Source organism: Citricoccus sp. GCM10030269, from assembly GCF_042665635.1.
Taxonomy (GTDB): domain Bacteria; phylum Actinomycetota; class Actinomycetes; order Actinomycetales; family Micrococcaceae; genus Citricoccus.
In genome coordinates this window covers 307337-321184 of sequence record NZ_JBHTCV010000001.1, presented here as the reverse complement: position 1 = coordinate 321184, position 13848 = coordinate 307337, and the positions used below count along the sequence as shown (strand labels likewise).

General features: G+C 56.7%; 11 protein-coding genes. 9 read left to right on the top strand and 2 right to left on the bottom strand.

From position 1 onward, the window contains the following. Nucleotides 1-27: 27 nt before the first annotated feature. From ACFQQD_RS01545 to ACFQQD_RS01510, 8 genes are all read left to right on the top strand, one after another. The gene (locus ACFQQD_RS01545) at nucleotides 28-1818 is read left to right on the top strand and encodes a polysaccharide biosynthesis protein (RefSeq protein WP_378085490.1); all 1791 of its coding nucleotides are present in this window, start codon (nucleotides 28-30) and stop codon (nucleotides 1816-1818) included. Nucleotides 1819-1881: 63 nt separating this feature from the next. Continuing rightward, nucleotides 1882-3771 (top strand): GNAT family N-acetyltransferase, encoded by a 1890-nt coding sequence (locus ACFQQD_RS01540; RefSeq protein ID WP_378085488.1) that lies wholly within the window; start codon nucleotides 1882-1884, stop codon nucleotides 3769-3771. After that, nucleotides 3758-4942 carry a DegT/DnrJ/EryC1/StrS family aminotransferase gene (locus ACFQQD_RS01535; RefSeq protein WP_378085486.1) on the top strand — a complete coding sequence of 395 codons (1185 nt, stop codon included), beginning with the start codon at nucleotides 3758-3760 and terminating at the stop codon, nucleotides 4940-4942. Before ACFQQD_RS01540 ends, ACFQQD_RS01535 begins: the two co-directional genes overlap by 14 nt. Continuing rightward, entirely contained in the window at nucleotides 4939-5547 is a 609-nt protein-coding gene (locus ACFQQD_RS01530) for a sugar transferase (protein WP_378085484.1), read from the top strand. The genes ACFQQD_RS01535 and ACFQQD_RS01530 overlap by 4 nt, the downstream gene beginning before the upstream one ends. A gap of 34 nt (nucleotides 5548-5581) precedes the next feature. After that, on the top strand, nucleotides 5582-6628 hold the full coding sequence (locus ACFQQD_RS01525; RefSeq protein WP_378085481.1) for an SDR family NAD(P)-dependent oxidoreductase: 1047 nt from the start codon (nucleotides 5582-5584) through the stop codon (nucleotides 6626-6628). After that, the gene (locus tag ACFQQD_RS01520; protein WP_378085479.1) at nucleotides 6625-7725 is read left to right on the top strand and encodes an NAD-dependent epimerase/dehydratase family protein; all 1101 of its coding nucleotides are present in this window, start codon (nucleotides 6625-6627) and stop codon (nucleotides 7723-7725) included. The genes ACFQQD_RS01525 and ACFQQD_RS01520 overlap by 4 nt, the downstream gene beginning before the upstream one ends. Nucleotides 7726-7753: 28 nt before the next feature. Further along, on the top strand, nucleotides 7754-8863 hold the full coding sequence (gene wecB, locus ACFQQD_RS01515; protein ID WP_378086080.1) for a non-hydrolyzing UDP-N-acetylglucosamine 2-epimerase: 1110 nt from the start codon (nucleotides 7754-7756) through the stop codon (nucleotides 8861-8863). A gap of 88 nt (nucleotides 8864-8951) precedes the next feature. Then, nucleotides 8952-10172 carry a right-handed parallel beta-helix repeat-containing protein gene (locus ACFQQD_RS01510; RefSeq protein WP_378086078.1) on the top strand — a complete coding sequence of 407 codons (1221 nt, stop codon included), beginning with the start codon at nucleotides 8952-8954 and terminating at the stop codon, nucleotides 10170-10172. A 52-nt stretch (nucleotides 10173-10224) separates the two neighbouring features. Here ACFQQD_RS01510 and ACFQQD_RS01505 read toward each other — a convergent pair whose 3' ends face one another. Both ACFQQD_RS01505 and ACFQQD_RS01500 read right to left on the bottom strand, forming a co-directional pair. Then, on the bottom strand, nucleotides 10225-11397 hold the full coding sequence (locus ACFQQD_RS01505) for a glycosyltransferase family 4 protein (protein WP_378085477.1): 1173 nt from the start codon (nucleotides 11395-11397) through the stop codon (nucleotides 10225-10227). 7 nt (nucleotides 11398-11404) lie between these two features. Continuing rightward, a complete protein-coding gene (locus tag ACFQQD_RS01500) occupies nucleotides 11405-11971 on the bottom strand; it encodes a CatB-related O-acetyltransferase (protein WP_378085475.1) in 567 nt (188 codons plus the stop codon). A 474-nt stretch (nucleotides 11972-12445) separates the two neighbouring features. On the opposite strand from ACFQQD_RS01500, the gene ACFQQD_RS01495 reads away from it, so the two are divergent. After that, nucleotides 12446-13777: a hypothetical protein gene (locus ACFQQD_RS01495; protein WP_378085473.1), complete on the top strand. Its 1332-nt coding sequence runs from the start codon at nucleotides 12446-12448 to the stop codon at nucleotides 13775-13777. The last annotated feature ends 71 nt before the right edge of the window (nucleotides 13778-13848 follow it).

The window sequence follows — 13848 nt, the reverse complement described above, 5'->3', positions numbered from 1 at the left end:
CCGGCCAACTCGCATGGGAGAGGTCTTGTGAACCGGAAGACTCGAACGCGCGTCGCCAGATTGGCGTTCCTCACCGTGGACGTGGTGAGTTGGCTAGCTGTTATCCCCCTGGCCGCGTGGTTGCGCTACGAGTTCGACATTGCGCAGATGGCGTGGAGCTGGCTTGCTGTCTTCGCGCTGGTTGCAGGTGTGCTGCAAGCCGTGTTGGGGCTACTGATCGGCATCTATCGAGGACGTCACGTTTTCGGAACCTTCGAAGAGGTCAGGACTCTGACATACATCGTCGTCGTTGTCGGACTAGTGACGACCATCGTGATGCTGGTCATGGGTACTGCTTTCAGCACGCCTCGTAGTACGGCCCTCTTGGCCACGCCGATGGCTCTGATTTGTATGTTGGGCGCTCGATACATTGTCCGACTCGCTTTGGAGAGGCGCCGTAAGCCAGGATCCCGGGCCATTCCCACCATCGTCTATGGTGCTGGATACCTCGGGGAAACGGTTATCCGCCGAATGCAGACTGATGCGGAGTCAGAGTACCGGCCAGTCGCCCTTCTGGACGATGATCCCCAGCTGTCCAACCTCGAGATTCGCGGGGTCAAGGTCATGGGAGGCTTCGACGATCTTCAGAAGGTGGCGGCGAAAACTGGTGCCAAAGAGCTGGTCCTCGCCATTGGCCGAGCGGACTCCGTCTTGGTTCGGGAGATCTCTGACGCCGCCAGTGACGCCGGGCTGCACGTCCGAGTGCTGCCGCTGCTGGAACAGATCATGGAGGGACGAACCCGACTTTCAGACCTGCGGGACATCTCCATTGAAGATCTCATCGGGCGCAATCCCGTGGATACGGAGGTCGAATCCATCGCCGACTACATCGCTGGCAAGCGTGTTTTGGTCACTGGGGCAGGCGGATCCATCGGGTCAGAACTGTGCCGTCAGATTTCCAAGTGGGCGCCAGCTGAACTCATGATGGTGGACCGGGATGAGACCGGCCTGCAGATGGCACAGCTCGGAGTCGTCGGCCACGGACTGCTGCATACTCGGGACGTGGTCCTGGCCGATATTCGTGAGCCGGAGGCGCTCGAGAGAATATTCCAAGAGCGCAAGCCTGAGGTCGTCTACCATGCCGCGGCACTCAAGCATCTCCCCATGTTGGAGCAATATCCCGAGGAAGCGTGGAAGACCAACGTCCTAGGGACGCTCAATGTTCTGAACGCTGCGCGGAATGCCGGAGTCGAGAACTTTATCAATATCAGCACCGACAAGGCTGCGAACCCCACGAGTGTTCTGGGGCACTCAAAACGGGTCGCGGAAAAGTTGACCGCGTGGATGGCGCAGGAAACCGGCCGACCTTATCTGTCGGTACGGTTCGGCAACGTGATCGGTAGCCGTGGGTCAATGTTGCCGACCTTCCGGTCGCTGATCGAAAAAGGGGGGCCGGTAACGGTTACCCACCCGGATGTTACCCGTTACTTCATGACCATCCCTGAAGCATGTCAGCTGGTGGTTCAGGCCGGAGCCATCGGTGCTCCTGCTGAGGTGCTCATCCTCGACATGGGCGAGCCAGTCAAGATTCTAGATATCGCCCAGCGAATGATCGAGATGTCCGGTAAGGATGTGGAAATTACCTTCACCGGTCTTCGCGAGGGTGAGAAGCTCCACGAGGAACTTGTCGGATTGGGAGAGGGTGACGAACGGCCTTTCCACCCGAAAATTTCTCACGCGCACGTCCAGGCATTGGCGCCAGCTGATATCAATATGGATGTCTGGTTGAAGCGTTGTGGGAAGCTCTCAAGGACGTCTGAAACCCACGATGTCGCCTGAACCCTGTCAGACGAGCCGATCTTGCCGCACGAAGAGTATCCGTAACGGGGGCATTGTCACGCCATGAAAATCGGCATGATCACTCAGTGGTACGACCCTGAACCAGGCCCGGCTGCGCTCCCCGGTGTACTTGCCCGCGAGCTTGTTAAACGCGGCCACAATGTCAATGTGGTCACGGGTTTTCCGAACTATCCCGACGGGCGTATAGTAGACGGATACAAGCTCAAACCTCGCATGCGAGAGACACTGGATGGTGTCAACGTCACGCGAACCTACCTATTCCCGAGCCACGACGGTTCTCTCGCGAAGAGGCTCCTGAACTACGGATCGTTCGGGGCCAGCGCTGCGGCGTTGGGACTCGATTCCCTGCGTGGGGCCGACGCCGTGTGGGTCAACTATTCACCCATCACCGTGGCTTTGCCGATGTTCCTGCAGCGATACCTCCGCGGCACTCCTCTCATCAGTGAGGTCGCGGACCTTTGGCCTGACACGGTCATGGTGTCGGGCTTCACAGCCGGAAGCGCCGCTGGTCGCGTCACCGGACCAGTGCTGGACGCGTGGGTCGGGTCCATGTACCGCGCGTCAGACGCTGTGGTCCACATCGCCCCCAGTGTCGGCAGGATCTTGGCCGAGCGAGGTGTGCCGTCCGCGAAAACCCACTACATCCCCAAACCAGCCAATGAGGACGTCTTTCATCCGTTCGGTCGCTCGATAAGAGATGAGTTGAATGTCGGGGAGGATCAAGTCGTCTTGCTCTACGCGGGCGCGATGGGTGCGGCACAAGGTCTCGAAACACTCATGGTGGCAAGCCGCTCGCTCGATCCAGAAAAAATAGTGTGCATCATGGCTGGTGGAGGCAATGACGAAGAGCGTCTTCGGGATCTAGCCGCAGATGCCCCAGCTGTTCGGTTCATTGGTCGTGTACCCCAAGAACGGATGTCCAATCTTATGGCCAGCGCTGACATTGCCTATATCAGCTTGGTAGATGATCCGTTGACGCCTCTGACCATGCCCAGCAAAACCCAAGCGATCCTCGCGTCCGGGACTGCCACGCTGGTGGCCGCCAGTGGAGACGTCGTCGATGTCGTCCAATCTGCGGGAGCGGGTTTGGCAGTCGACCAAAACGATCCTGCCGACATCGCCCGAGGGCTTCAGCAACTGGTCTCATTGGGACGCGCTGGACTCGCTGCCATGGGCGCCACCGCGCGGCGGACTTATGAGGACCAATTCAGCGTTGAGAAAACCACGGACAAAGCCGAGCAACTGTTGGGGCTTGTGGCAGGTCGACCTCTTGCACAGCGGCCCCAGGGGAATGCCCTTCAGACTGTGCCACTTCAGCGATCCCATATCGACACCGTGGCGGCCCTACACCGGCGGTCCTTTCCCAGGTTCTTCCTTTCCGAACTCGGAGAGGGTTTTCTGCGCGAGTTCTACCGGGGTTTCTTGGACGATCCTTCTGCCGTGACGGCTGTCGTCGTGGACGCTGGGGGTAAGGTCAAAGGCGCCGCAGTGGGAACGACTGAACCCCCCGGCTTCTTTAGGCGGCTACTCAAACGACGGCTCTTCGGATTCGTCGCTCGCAGTGCCTCGATCGCCCTTCGAGAACCTGCCCGTGCGCCCAGACTTCTGCGTGCGGTGGCCTACCGTGGGGAGGTTCCACCCGACCTTCCGGGCGCAGCATTGCTGAGTTCCATCTGCGTCGACCCAGAGTCCCAAGGACAAGGCGTGGGAGGCGTGCTGCTTCGTGGATGGACCGAGCAGGCTAGCCAACAAGGGGCCCAGGCAGCCATGTTGACCACTGACGCGGATGGGAACGACGCCGTCAATGCCTTCTACCAACGGCTGGGGTGGGAACTCCACGATGCCTATTCCACTCCGGAGGACCGTCGGATGAATCGATACGTGAAGAACCTAGAACGCCCTGTGTCTGGAAGGACCGATGACGATGACTGAATCCGCGGCGCAGGACGCCTTCTTGCCCTTCGCTCGGCCCGATATCACCGACGCTGAGGTCCATGCGGTTGCGGAAACCGTCCGTTCGGGATGGTTGACCACAGGACCGAATGCCGCCGCTTTCGAGAAGGAGATGGCCGATTTTCTCGGTGGCGGCGACCTCACCTGCGTGGCGGTCAACTCTGCGACTGCTGGACTTCACCTCGCAGTGGAAGCTTTGGGCATTGGACCAGGAGACGAAGTTCTCTTGCCCACGTGGACCTTTACCTCAACGGCCGAAGTGGTGCGCTACGTAGGGGCTGATCCAGTCATGGTGGATGTTGACGAGCACACGCTGAACATCGACTTCGATGACGCGGAACGTAGGGTCACTGAACGGACTCGGGCGATCATGCCGGTTCACATGGCAGGAGTGCCCGTGAACGCTGACCTTCTGGCCGAGTTCGCGTCACGTCACAGGCTTCGCGTCATCGAGGATGCGGCCCACGCTTTTCCGGTGACGTCAGCCGGGAAACTGGTCGGCAACTCCACCTCGGACGCCGTCGTGTTCAGCTTCTACGCGACCAAGACCATCACCACGGGCGAGGGCGGAATGGTGATGGTCAAGTCCCAGGAGCTTGCCCAGCGTATGCGCACCATGCGTCTGCATGGGATTAGCCGAGACGTCTTCAATCGCTACCAGTCCACTGTTCCGTCCTGGCACTATGACGTTGTAGCACCTGGATTCAAGTACAACTTGCCGGACCCCGCTGCCGCGATGGGGCGGGTGCAACTCGGTCGCGCCGTGGAAATGCGGGACAAGCGACGCGACATCGCCATGCGGTATATCGACGCTTTCATGGATCTCCCGGTAGACCTGCCGTCGGTGCCGGACGACCCAGACGGTCACGCGTGGCACCTGTTCATCGTGAGGGTAGACCCAAAGCGCGCTGGTCATCACCGTGATCAATTCATCGAGAGGATGAGCGAAGAGGGCGTTGGTACCTCCGTTCATTTCATCCCGCTCCACTTGCATCCGTACTGGAAGGATGCCTGTGGTTTGGCCGCGGCAGATTTCCCCGTTGCATCGCGGGAGTTCGAACGAGCGGTCAGCCTCCCGATCTTCTCCTCTATGACGACAGAAGACGTGGACAAGGTGATCAGGGCTACTCAGAGGGTGCTGGCCCCGTGATCAAAAGGGTCTTCGACACCGTGGTGTCTGCCGGGGCACTGGTCGTTTCCAGCCCCGTCATGGCTGTTGTAGCCGTCGCCATCAAGGCATCCTCCCCTGGACCAGTCATGTTCACACAGGAGCGCGTTGGACTTCATGGACGACCATTCAGGATCCACAAGTTTCGGACCATGCGGACGGACCACGATGGGCTAGCGGTTTCCGGAACGGGGGACCCTCGAGTCACACGCGTTGGTGCCGTACTCCGTCGTACCAAGTTGGACGAGATCCCCCAGTTCTACGACGTCCTTCGTGGCCGGATGTCTCTCGTGGGACCGCGACCCGAAGTTCCCGAGTACGTTGCCCAATGGACGGATCCGGCCGTGTCAGTGATCCTCTCGGTGAGGCCAGGCATTACTGACCCGGCTTCCATTGAATTCCGGAATGAAGGTGACGAGCTGGCCCTGGCACCGGACCCGGAATCGCACTACGTCAACTCGATTCTTCCCCGAAAGACTGCTGCCTATGTCGAATACGTTCACAGCCGTTCTTTCACAGGCGACTTGAGGATCCTGGGTAACACGGCCAAAGCGGTATTAGCCGGCAGCGCACTACGACGCCAGTAACCAGGACTAGGAGCACAACACATGGAGAACAACAGTGAGTGACACAACCGAAACCGACTTGACGGTGCCCGAATCAGTACTCATTACCGGCGGCACCGGTAGCTTCGGGCACCGCATGGTCCGCTACCTGCTCGATCAGGGGTGCGAGAGGATTCATGTCCTGAGCCGGGACGAGGCAAAGCAGGATCAGATGCGTCATGATCTAGGCGACAACCGCATTCGCTATTTCCTTGGCGACGTCAGAGATTTCGATAGCATCCGTGCGGCTATGCAGAACATTTCGCACGTCTTCCATGCCGCGGCCCTGAAGCAAGTTCCCTCGGCGGAGTTTTTCCCCATGCAGGCGGTCAAGACGAACGTCACGGGCAGTGAGAACGTCATCAAAGCGGCCGAGGTATCCGGCGTGCAATCCGTTGTTTGCCTTAGCACTGACAAGGCGGTCTATCCCGTCAACGCCATGGGCATGACGAAGGCACTGATGGAGAAACTCGCCCAGGCGCACGGTCTCGAGAATCCACAGGCGAATACGGTAGTCTCGTGCGTCCGTTACGGAAACGTCCTGTACTCCCGCGGGAGTGTGGTGCCTCTGTTCATCAACCAGCTCAAAGCCGGGAAGGCCATCACGGTCACGGACCCGAACATGACTCGCTTCATGATGAGCCTGGACCAGAGCGTTGACCTTGTTCACTACGCCATGAACAATGCCGAACAAGGTGACTTATTCATCCGTAAAGTTCCCTCCTGCACCATAGCTACGTTGGCCACGGCTGTCTGTGAACTGTTCGATCGTGAGCCGGACATGAGCACCATTGGTACTCGTCACGGGGAGAAATTATCCGAACAGTTGGCGACCCGAGAGGAATTAGCACGTGCAGTGGACCACGGAGATTACTTCCGTGTCACGGCGGACAAGCGGCAACTGGACTACAAGCCATTCTTCGAGGAAGGCAGCAAGACGGTCAATGCCTATGAGGACTACGACTCGCACACGGCCCGGCATATGGACGTCGAAGAAACCAAGGAACTGCTCTTGAGCCTTCCGGAGATCCAGCGTGAGCGGAATGCATGGGGCCTCGCATGAGTGGAATCGCTGTCACGGGTGGTGGGGGCTTCCTCGGCTGGCACCTGAGGATCCGCCACTTCTCGCGGACCGGTGAGGACGTGCGCTCCTTGTCATTGGGCGATGGGTTCTCACAGGAAAAAGCAATCGCGACCTGCGAGGGCATGGACCGTCTCGTGCACCTAGCCGGAGTCAACCGCGGATCCGACCAGGAAGTCTTGGAAGGCAATGTCAGGATGGCGGAGCAGCTCGCGGAGACTATTCGTAACCTGGAGAATCCCCCACGCGTCCTCGTGTTTGCGAATTCCATTCAGGCCGGCAACGGTTCCAACTACGGAGCGTCCAAGGAGGCGGCAGCAGTTGTGCTCTCTGAGGTCTGCCGCGAACGGGGGCTAGATTTCGTTGACCTCCTGCTACCCAATCTATTCGGGGAACACGGGAAACCGTTCTACAACTCAGTGGTTGCGACCTTTTGCCACTTGACGGTCGAGGGCAAGCCAGTGGAAGTGCATCAGGACAAGGAATTAGATTTGATGCACGCACAGGTCGCCGCTGAAGCGCTGCTGGACGCGTCCACAAAGCAAGATCTCTCCCGTTACAGGACGAATAAGATCACTGTGTCAGGCATTGCTGAGAAGCTTGCCGGGTTCCATGCACTCTACGCGAGGGCAGAGATTCCTGATTTGGCTGACCGGTTTGACCGTGACCTATTCAACACGTACCGGTCCTTCGCCTTCGTGGCCAATCCGGCAATGTCTCTGGAACCACGCACGGACCAACGGGGGCAGCTGGTAGAGACAGTCAAGAGCCATGGGGGAGAGGGGCAGACGTTTTTTTCGACCACGAAACCAGGTGTGGTCCGGGGCCAGCACTACCACCTACGCAAAATCGAGAGGTTTGTAGTCTTGGAGGGACAGGCAAGGCTCGGTATTCGCAGGATGTTCACGGACGAGGTCGTCACGATTGATGTCACCGGCGACACCCCACAGGCCGTGGACATGCCGGTGGGCTGGGTCCACAACATCCGCAACACGGGTGTAGGGAACGTGCTGACCCAGTTCTGGACGAATGAGATCTTCAATCCGGACGACACCGATACGTTCTACCAGGAAGTCTGAGACCACTGTGGCCAAGAAGCTGAAAGTAATGACCGTCGTGGGCACCCGGCCGGAGATCATCCGCTTGGCCTGTGTCATTCGCCGGCTTGAAGAGTCGACCGACCACGTCCTCGTCCACACGGGGCAGAACTATGACTACACGCTCAACGAGATCTTCTTCCGAGACCTTGGATTACGCAGCCCGGACCACGTTCTCAATGCGGATACCTCATCCCTGGGAGCCGTCTTGGGGGACGTGCTGCGCGGCACCGAAAAGGTGCTACTTGAGGAAAAGCCGGACGCCATGGTCGTCTTGGGGGACACCAACAGTTGTGTCTCCGCCATCATGGGAAAACGGATGAAGGTTCCCGTGTTCCATCTAGAGGCTGGCAACCGTTCCTTCGACCCCAACGTTCCAGAGGAGATCAATAGGCACCTGGTCGACCACGTCAGCGACTATAACCTCGTTTACACCGAGCATTCCCGGCGCAACCTTCTCGCCGAAGGCCTCCACCCTCGCAATGTCATGGTGATGGGGTCTCCCATGATGGAGGTCCTCACCACGTATCGAGAGCAGATCGATGCCTCCAACGTGTTAGAACGCCTGGGTCTCCAGCGCGGGGAATACCTGTTGGCGAGCGTACATCGCGAGGAAAATGTAGACAGCAAGGAACGACTTGAACAAGTCCTCTCCTCACTCAAAGCTGTAGCGGCAGACCAGGATGTGCCGTTTTTGGTGTCCACTCACCCCCGTACCCGCAAACGTATCGAACAGTACGGACTCGATACGCACAGCACTATCCGCCTGCATGAACCGTTGGGCTTCCACGACTACAACAAGCTTCAACTCGGCGCACGTTGTGTGATTTCCGATTCGGGGACGATCTCCGAGGAGTCTTCGATGCTCGGATTCCCTGCAATCACATTGCGGGACGCCATCGAACGGCCGGAGGCGCTGGATACCGGCGCAATAATTACAACTGGCCTCGAGCCGGAGGATGTTGTTGATTCGGTCAATATAACGATCAAGCAGCACCGTCAAGAGGGCGCGCCCGTCATACCCTATGATTATATGATTACCGATTCCTCACGTCGCGTGATCAACTATATCCGATCGAAGGTAGCTAGTCACCACGAAGTCAGCGGGATTCGTCGCTGAGTTGGAGACAGAACGGCAAGACCTGGCGAACGGGCGAAAGATTCCGAGAAGGGCACTCCTTGTTGGAACAGCAATTGCTGCCGGCGGGATGGTCGGAGTCTCATTGGCCAGGTACCATACCAATACCAGCGCAGATCAGGATCAAGTACCGACCGAACAAGAACTGCAAGCTAGGTTCGATCGTCTGAGTCCTGGAGACGTTATCGACGTAGAGGGAGTTTACAACGGAAAGACGCTGGTGATTCGCCAGAGCGAGGTGACCATTAGATTTGGCAACCACTCCAAAATTAGCTTCTCTGAACCGTCCAGCGACGGGCTCGTACTCCTAGGAGATCGGATCACCATACAAGGTGGTCGGTTTATCTCGCAGGGAGCATGGAACGGGGAGAACTCTCCGTGGAAAACTGCGGTCGTGCATGTCATAGGCTCTCGCTGCTCTATTAGGCAGGCGAGAATAGACGGGGTGTCTCGAGTAGGAATAGGTATCCGCGGTGCCGGAGCAACCATTGCCGACTGTGATCTTGATGGCCAATACCCAGCAAACAAATGGACAGGTACTGAGACCGGGCATTTTGGAGTTGCTTGGGACCCTCCTGGAGGTGACTCAACATCGTACTTGGACGTCCATGGTTGTACCCTGCGAAACTTGGTCCAGGGTGTCGGAATAGGAAACTTTGCTCGAGAGGGTCGGGCTCAAGCGCATATTAAGAATAATGAGTTTTCAGGTTGCCACAATCACGGAGTCTACGCGATGTCTGGTGAACAGCACAGGGTGGCGCAGAACGTCTTCACGGATTGCCAGGTTCCGATTGTAGTCACTGGAAACGGTCACGAGATCAGCAATAACAAACTATGGGCCACCGATATAACGAATGATAAGGATGGCCAACAACTTACCGGCATCGACGTGCGAGAGGCCAAGTCGAACACAGTTCAGTCGAATACAATAGTTGGTCGCTCGAGCGCCGCAAATATTGGGATTTCTCTTGACTCGGCAAGCAATGACAGCGTCGATGGCAACATTGTTGAAGACAACACAATACTCATGTCGGGAAGTGGGTTGCCAATAATTCGCGTAGGACAGCGATCGAAGAGCTACTCAGGTAACCATATTTTGTCGAACACGGTTGTCGCACTGGACCGAACGGAGAGCGCCGTCATTCAAGTCGGACCGCTTGTGGGAACGACAGTTGATTCAACTGGCAACTCGGTTCGAGGCAATAGCCTGTACATCCCCCACAACCTAGACGCCATAGTTGCCAATCCCCAGCACACGGCATTGGCGAGGAATCGCGTATTCAGATACTAGACGCCGGGCCACCAAACTGCTGGCGCGACCAGTGTTACAAGATTGCAGGGCTCTAGGGAGTGAGACGGGCGTATCTGGCGAGCTCTCTGGCCACCAAGTCAGAGCTCAACCACTGATTTCTTTTGGCATAGTCCGGGCGGTCGATACTTAGATCAGGCAGCCCGCGTAATATGTCCAACACTTGATCTTCTATACTGGACCCCGAATCGATAAACCAGCCTGTCCCCGTCTTCAGGAGATGGCCGACGATCGTATTGTCGGGAATAACGACAGGCAAGCCGGTTCCCATTGCCTGTTGAATTGTGATGGCTGGCATTGTCGGCCAAACTCCCACATCAGCTGCGTTGAACACCTCGTTAAGCCCCTGCTGAGAAAGAAAGCCAGTTTGGATTATGCTACTTCGCATTTGTGGAAGCTCAAAAACTGGCTCCAAAACCTTAGCAGCGTCCGGGGAGGATGTACCGCCAGCTACGATGAACTTGACGCTCGATCCCGTCGATATCGCCCTGGATACTGCAGCGGCGACAATGTCGATTCGCTTCTGTGGCTGGATCTTCCCCGCCACAAGTACTGCGATCTCGTGGTCTTGTATGCCAAGCTTTGCCCTAGTGTCTGACCGCAGCGTTTCATCAAAGTAGAAATGATCGCGCCGGTACGCCAAGGGTAGAACTTCCATATCCGTCCCTGCCGAAAAGGGACTCAACCTATCTACCGTCTCCGGTGTGTAGCCGAACAGCTTGGTAGCGGGAGCATTGACCCAGGAATAGAGCCTGCCTTTGGTCTGCGAAAAAACGTGCCACTTAATTTTACGTTGGAGGTCAGTCAAATTCGACCACATTGCGGAATTGTCGCCGTAAAGCACCAAGTGGGGGGTATCAGGTGCTGCCTTCGTGGCGAGTGCAGGGAGGATCTGTCCGGGCATGACTTGTATGACTAGGTCTGGGTCTACGCTCTCCACGGCTTCACGATAATTCGACGAAAACAACATGGACCGCTTTTCAGTCACACCTACACGCTTGACTGTAACACCGTGCTCCCTGGAGGTGCCGACGGAATAATTACGTGGGTGGTCACGATCAGCAAGGTGCGAATCCGAAAAGATGGGATTCACCCGGTCTCCAGCTACTACATAGGTGTCAGCGATTGAGCTGAAAGATTTTGCGAGACCGGTCTCTTGGTAACCGCTGAACCAGTCGAAGTAGCCACACGCGAGAAGTATTTTCATGACAATGCTACCTAGCATCCAGTACGCGCGGCCCAGAGAAACGCGGTTGAATTATTGGGCCATTGATTATGCTGCTGTGTTGAGCAACAGCGTCAGCGTCATCAAATCGATTCTTAAGGAATGCGGCTGGAACTCCTGACACGATCGTATAGGGATCCACATTTTTTGTTACGACTGCACCGGCTGCCACAATAGCTCCTTCACCGATAGACACTCCAGCCATAATTATGGCATTTCGTCCAATCCAAACGTCTCGGCCGATGTCTGTGCGCTCGAGTTTGGGCCTTCCTGAGAACTGTACTGGCAGCCCAATCACATCAAATAGATGGTCGGCGCCAACGACAGCTGTGCCAGAAGCTAGCATGCTGTAACGTCCAATGGTTGTTCCTGGAGCAATTTCGCACCGCTTGCCAATGAAGACGAACTCTTCTGCCTCGAGGTCTCTCGGCACGGAAGTCGACGGATGAATTGAAACTGTTGCAGACAGCCGCTTTAGCCCCGCCACCCGCTGACTTGCGATATTCCTTGCGGTGCGGAGAGCTATGTATAAGCGGCTTCGCCGAGAAATTCCCATTGGGTCTCAATCGCTTTCTCTCAGGTAGATCGACGTTCAGGTACGGCCAGCCACGAACGTGACCGCAGTATGCTTCACCACGAGTAATGGTAGGCGATGTGTCAGAGATCTTCCGGAGTCTCCTGGAATGCGACTGCCTTCGCAGGCTGAGCCTGTAATGTCTATTGTGATGGATTTTGAGAGAGCTTTTAGAAAGCCCTGCCGGGTCGGAGTGCTAGTTTGGGCAAGCGTTTGACTTTTCCTGAATCCATCCTCAAATTGCCGGGATGTGGTGTAATTTCCAGGACGCACGAGGGGCCGGCGGTTCGTGTGACCCGTTGTGCTAGCCTGCGCAGGGTCGGACGGCCCGGCAGGGCGCCCCTTTAGCGACACTGAGATGATTCGGAGAAACCCTTAGTGAGTATGGATGCAGGAGCCGAACCCCGTAGCGAGGTACTCGCTTCGAGAGGTGCGGACAACGTTGCGAGATCAAGGATGGCTCGCTTCTCCTTTGGGCGGGTTCTCGGCTTGGCTTGTCTCGTCGTCTACGCATGGGCGCTCCACGAAGTTTACTTGGAAGTTATCTCGCCTAAGTTCGCCTATAATGGCCAAGTCTATCAAGAGCCCAACTTGGTTTACTATGCCATTTCTGTCTTGCTATTGTCTCTAGCGTGGCTCACAGGGCCGTATCGTTTGCGGTCCGGTTCGGACTTTGTTCTTTGGGTATTCTTTTATCTCGTCGTTGCCTCCGTCGCCCTTGTCCCGCACTTCGCCCAAGGAGTAGACGCGTCCACAGCGCTGCTTCTAAGCAGTGTGGCGTGCGTTAGCTACGTTGTGATTTGTCGCGTCGCAGCGACATGGAGCCCGGACCTCTTTCCCAACTGGACAGGTCTATCGCCAAGAGTGTTTGTGTGGCTTCTGATGGCGGCGAGTCTTTTATCGTTGGTTTACCTAGGACTTTCCGGCAATTTATCGTTCAGTGTTGCCTCGCTCTTTGAAACCAGAGAAACTCGGTTCGAATATCGCGACGTCGTCTCCGAGGGATCGGGTTTGCTTGGGTACCTCGTACGTTTCCAGGGATATGTTTTGGGGCCAGCCTTGTTGGCCTTTGCCTTCCAGCGCAATAACTGGGTTGGGGTCGCTTTGGCAGTAATTGGACAGGTCGCGATATATTCGCTTACTGCCTATAAGATTGTATTTTTGTCGGTTCCTGTTATAATTATCCTTTTGGTGCTATTCCGAAGGGGCCGCGGCGTCTCGTTTGCGGTTGTTGGTTTTGCAATGACAGTAATCCTTGTTGTTGGAACGTCAGTAGACCGGATACTGGACCAGCCAATCGTTTCCGAGATCTTCATAAATCGCTTGCTTGTAATTCCGGGATTTCTTACTGGTGTGCACGTGTGGTTGTTCACGGATGCGCCGAAGTACTTATGGTCGGACAGTGTACTTTCGTCTTTTGTTTCCGCACCGTACCCGACCTCCTCTGCGTTTCTGGTTGGGCATGCACTGACTGGTGGGATGGAGACCACTGCGAATGCGAATATCTACGCTAGCGGCTTCGCGAACGCTGGCTGGGTCGGCATAGTGGTCGAGTTGCTTGTCTTTGCCCTACTTCTCTTTGCGGTTAAGGCTTGTACGCAGAGGGTCGACCGGGCGGCCGTGTACTCGACGTTGCTCTTGCCTGCGGTTGCTTTGGCCAACTCTGGGATCTTTGCTGCGTTTTTGACGAACGGGTTCGCTTATGCCCTGATCCTTCTCCTGCTTGCTCCTAGAAGTCGAAGTGATCCACAGAACGAACAAGGAGGACCGCGTGTCAGTACTAGCTAGCGGCAAGCGTTGAATAAGCCAGGTCGCGACCTTCGAGGCGCTAGTTGGATAACCGCAGGGACGTTAGTAGG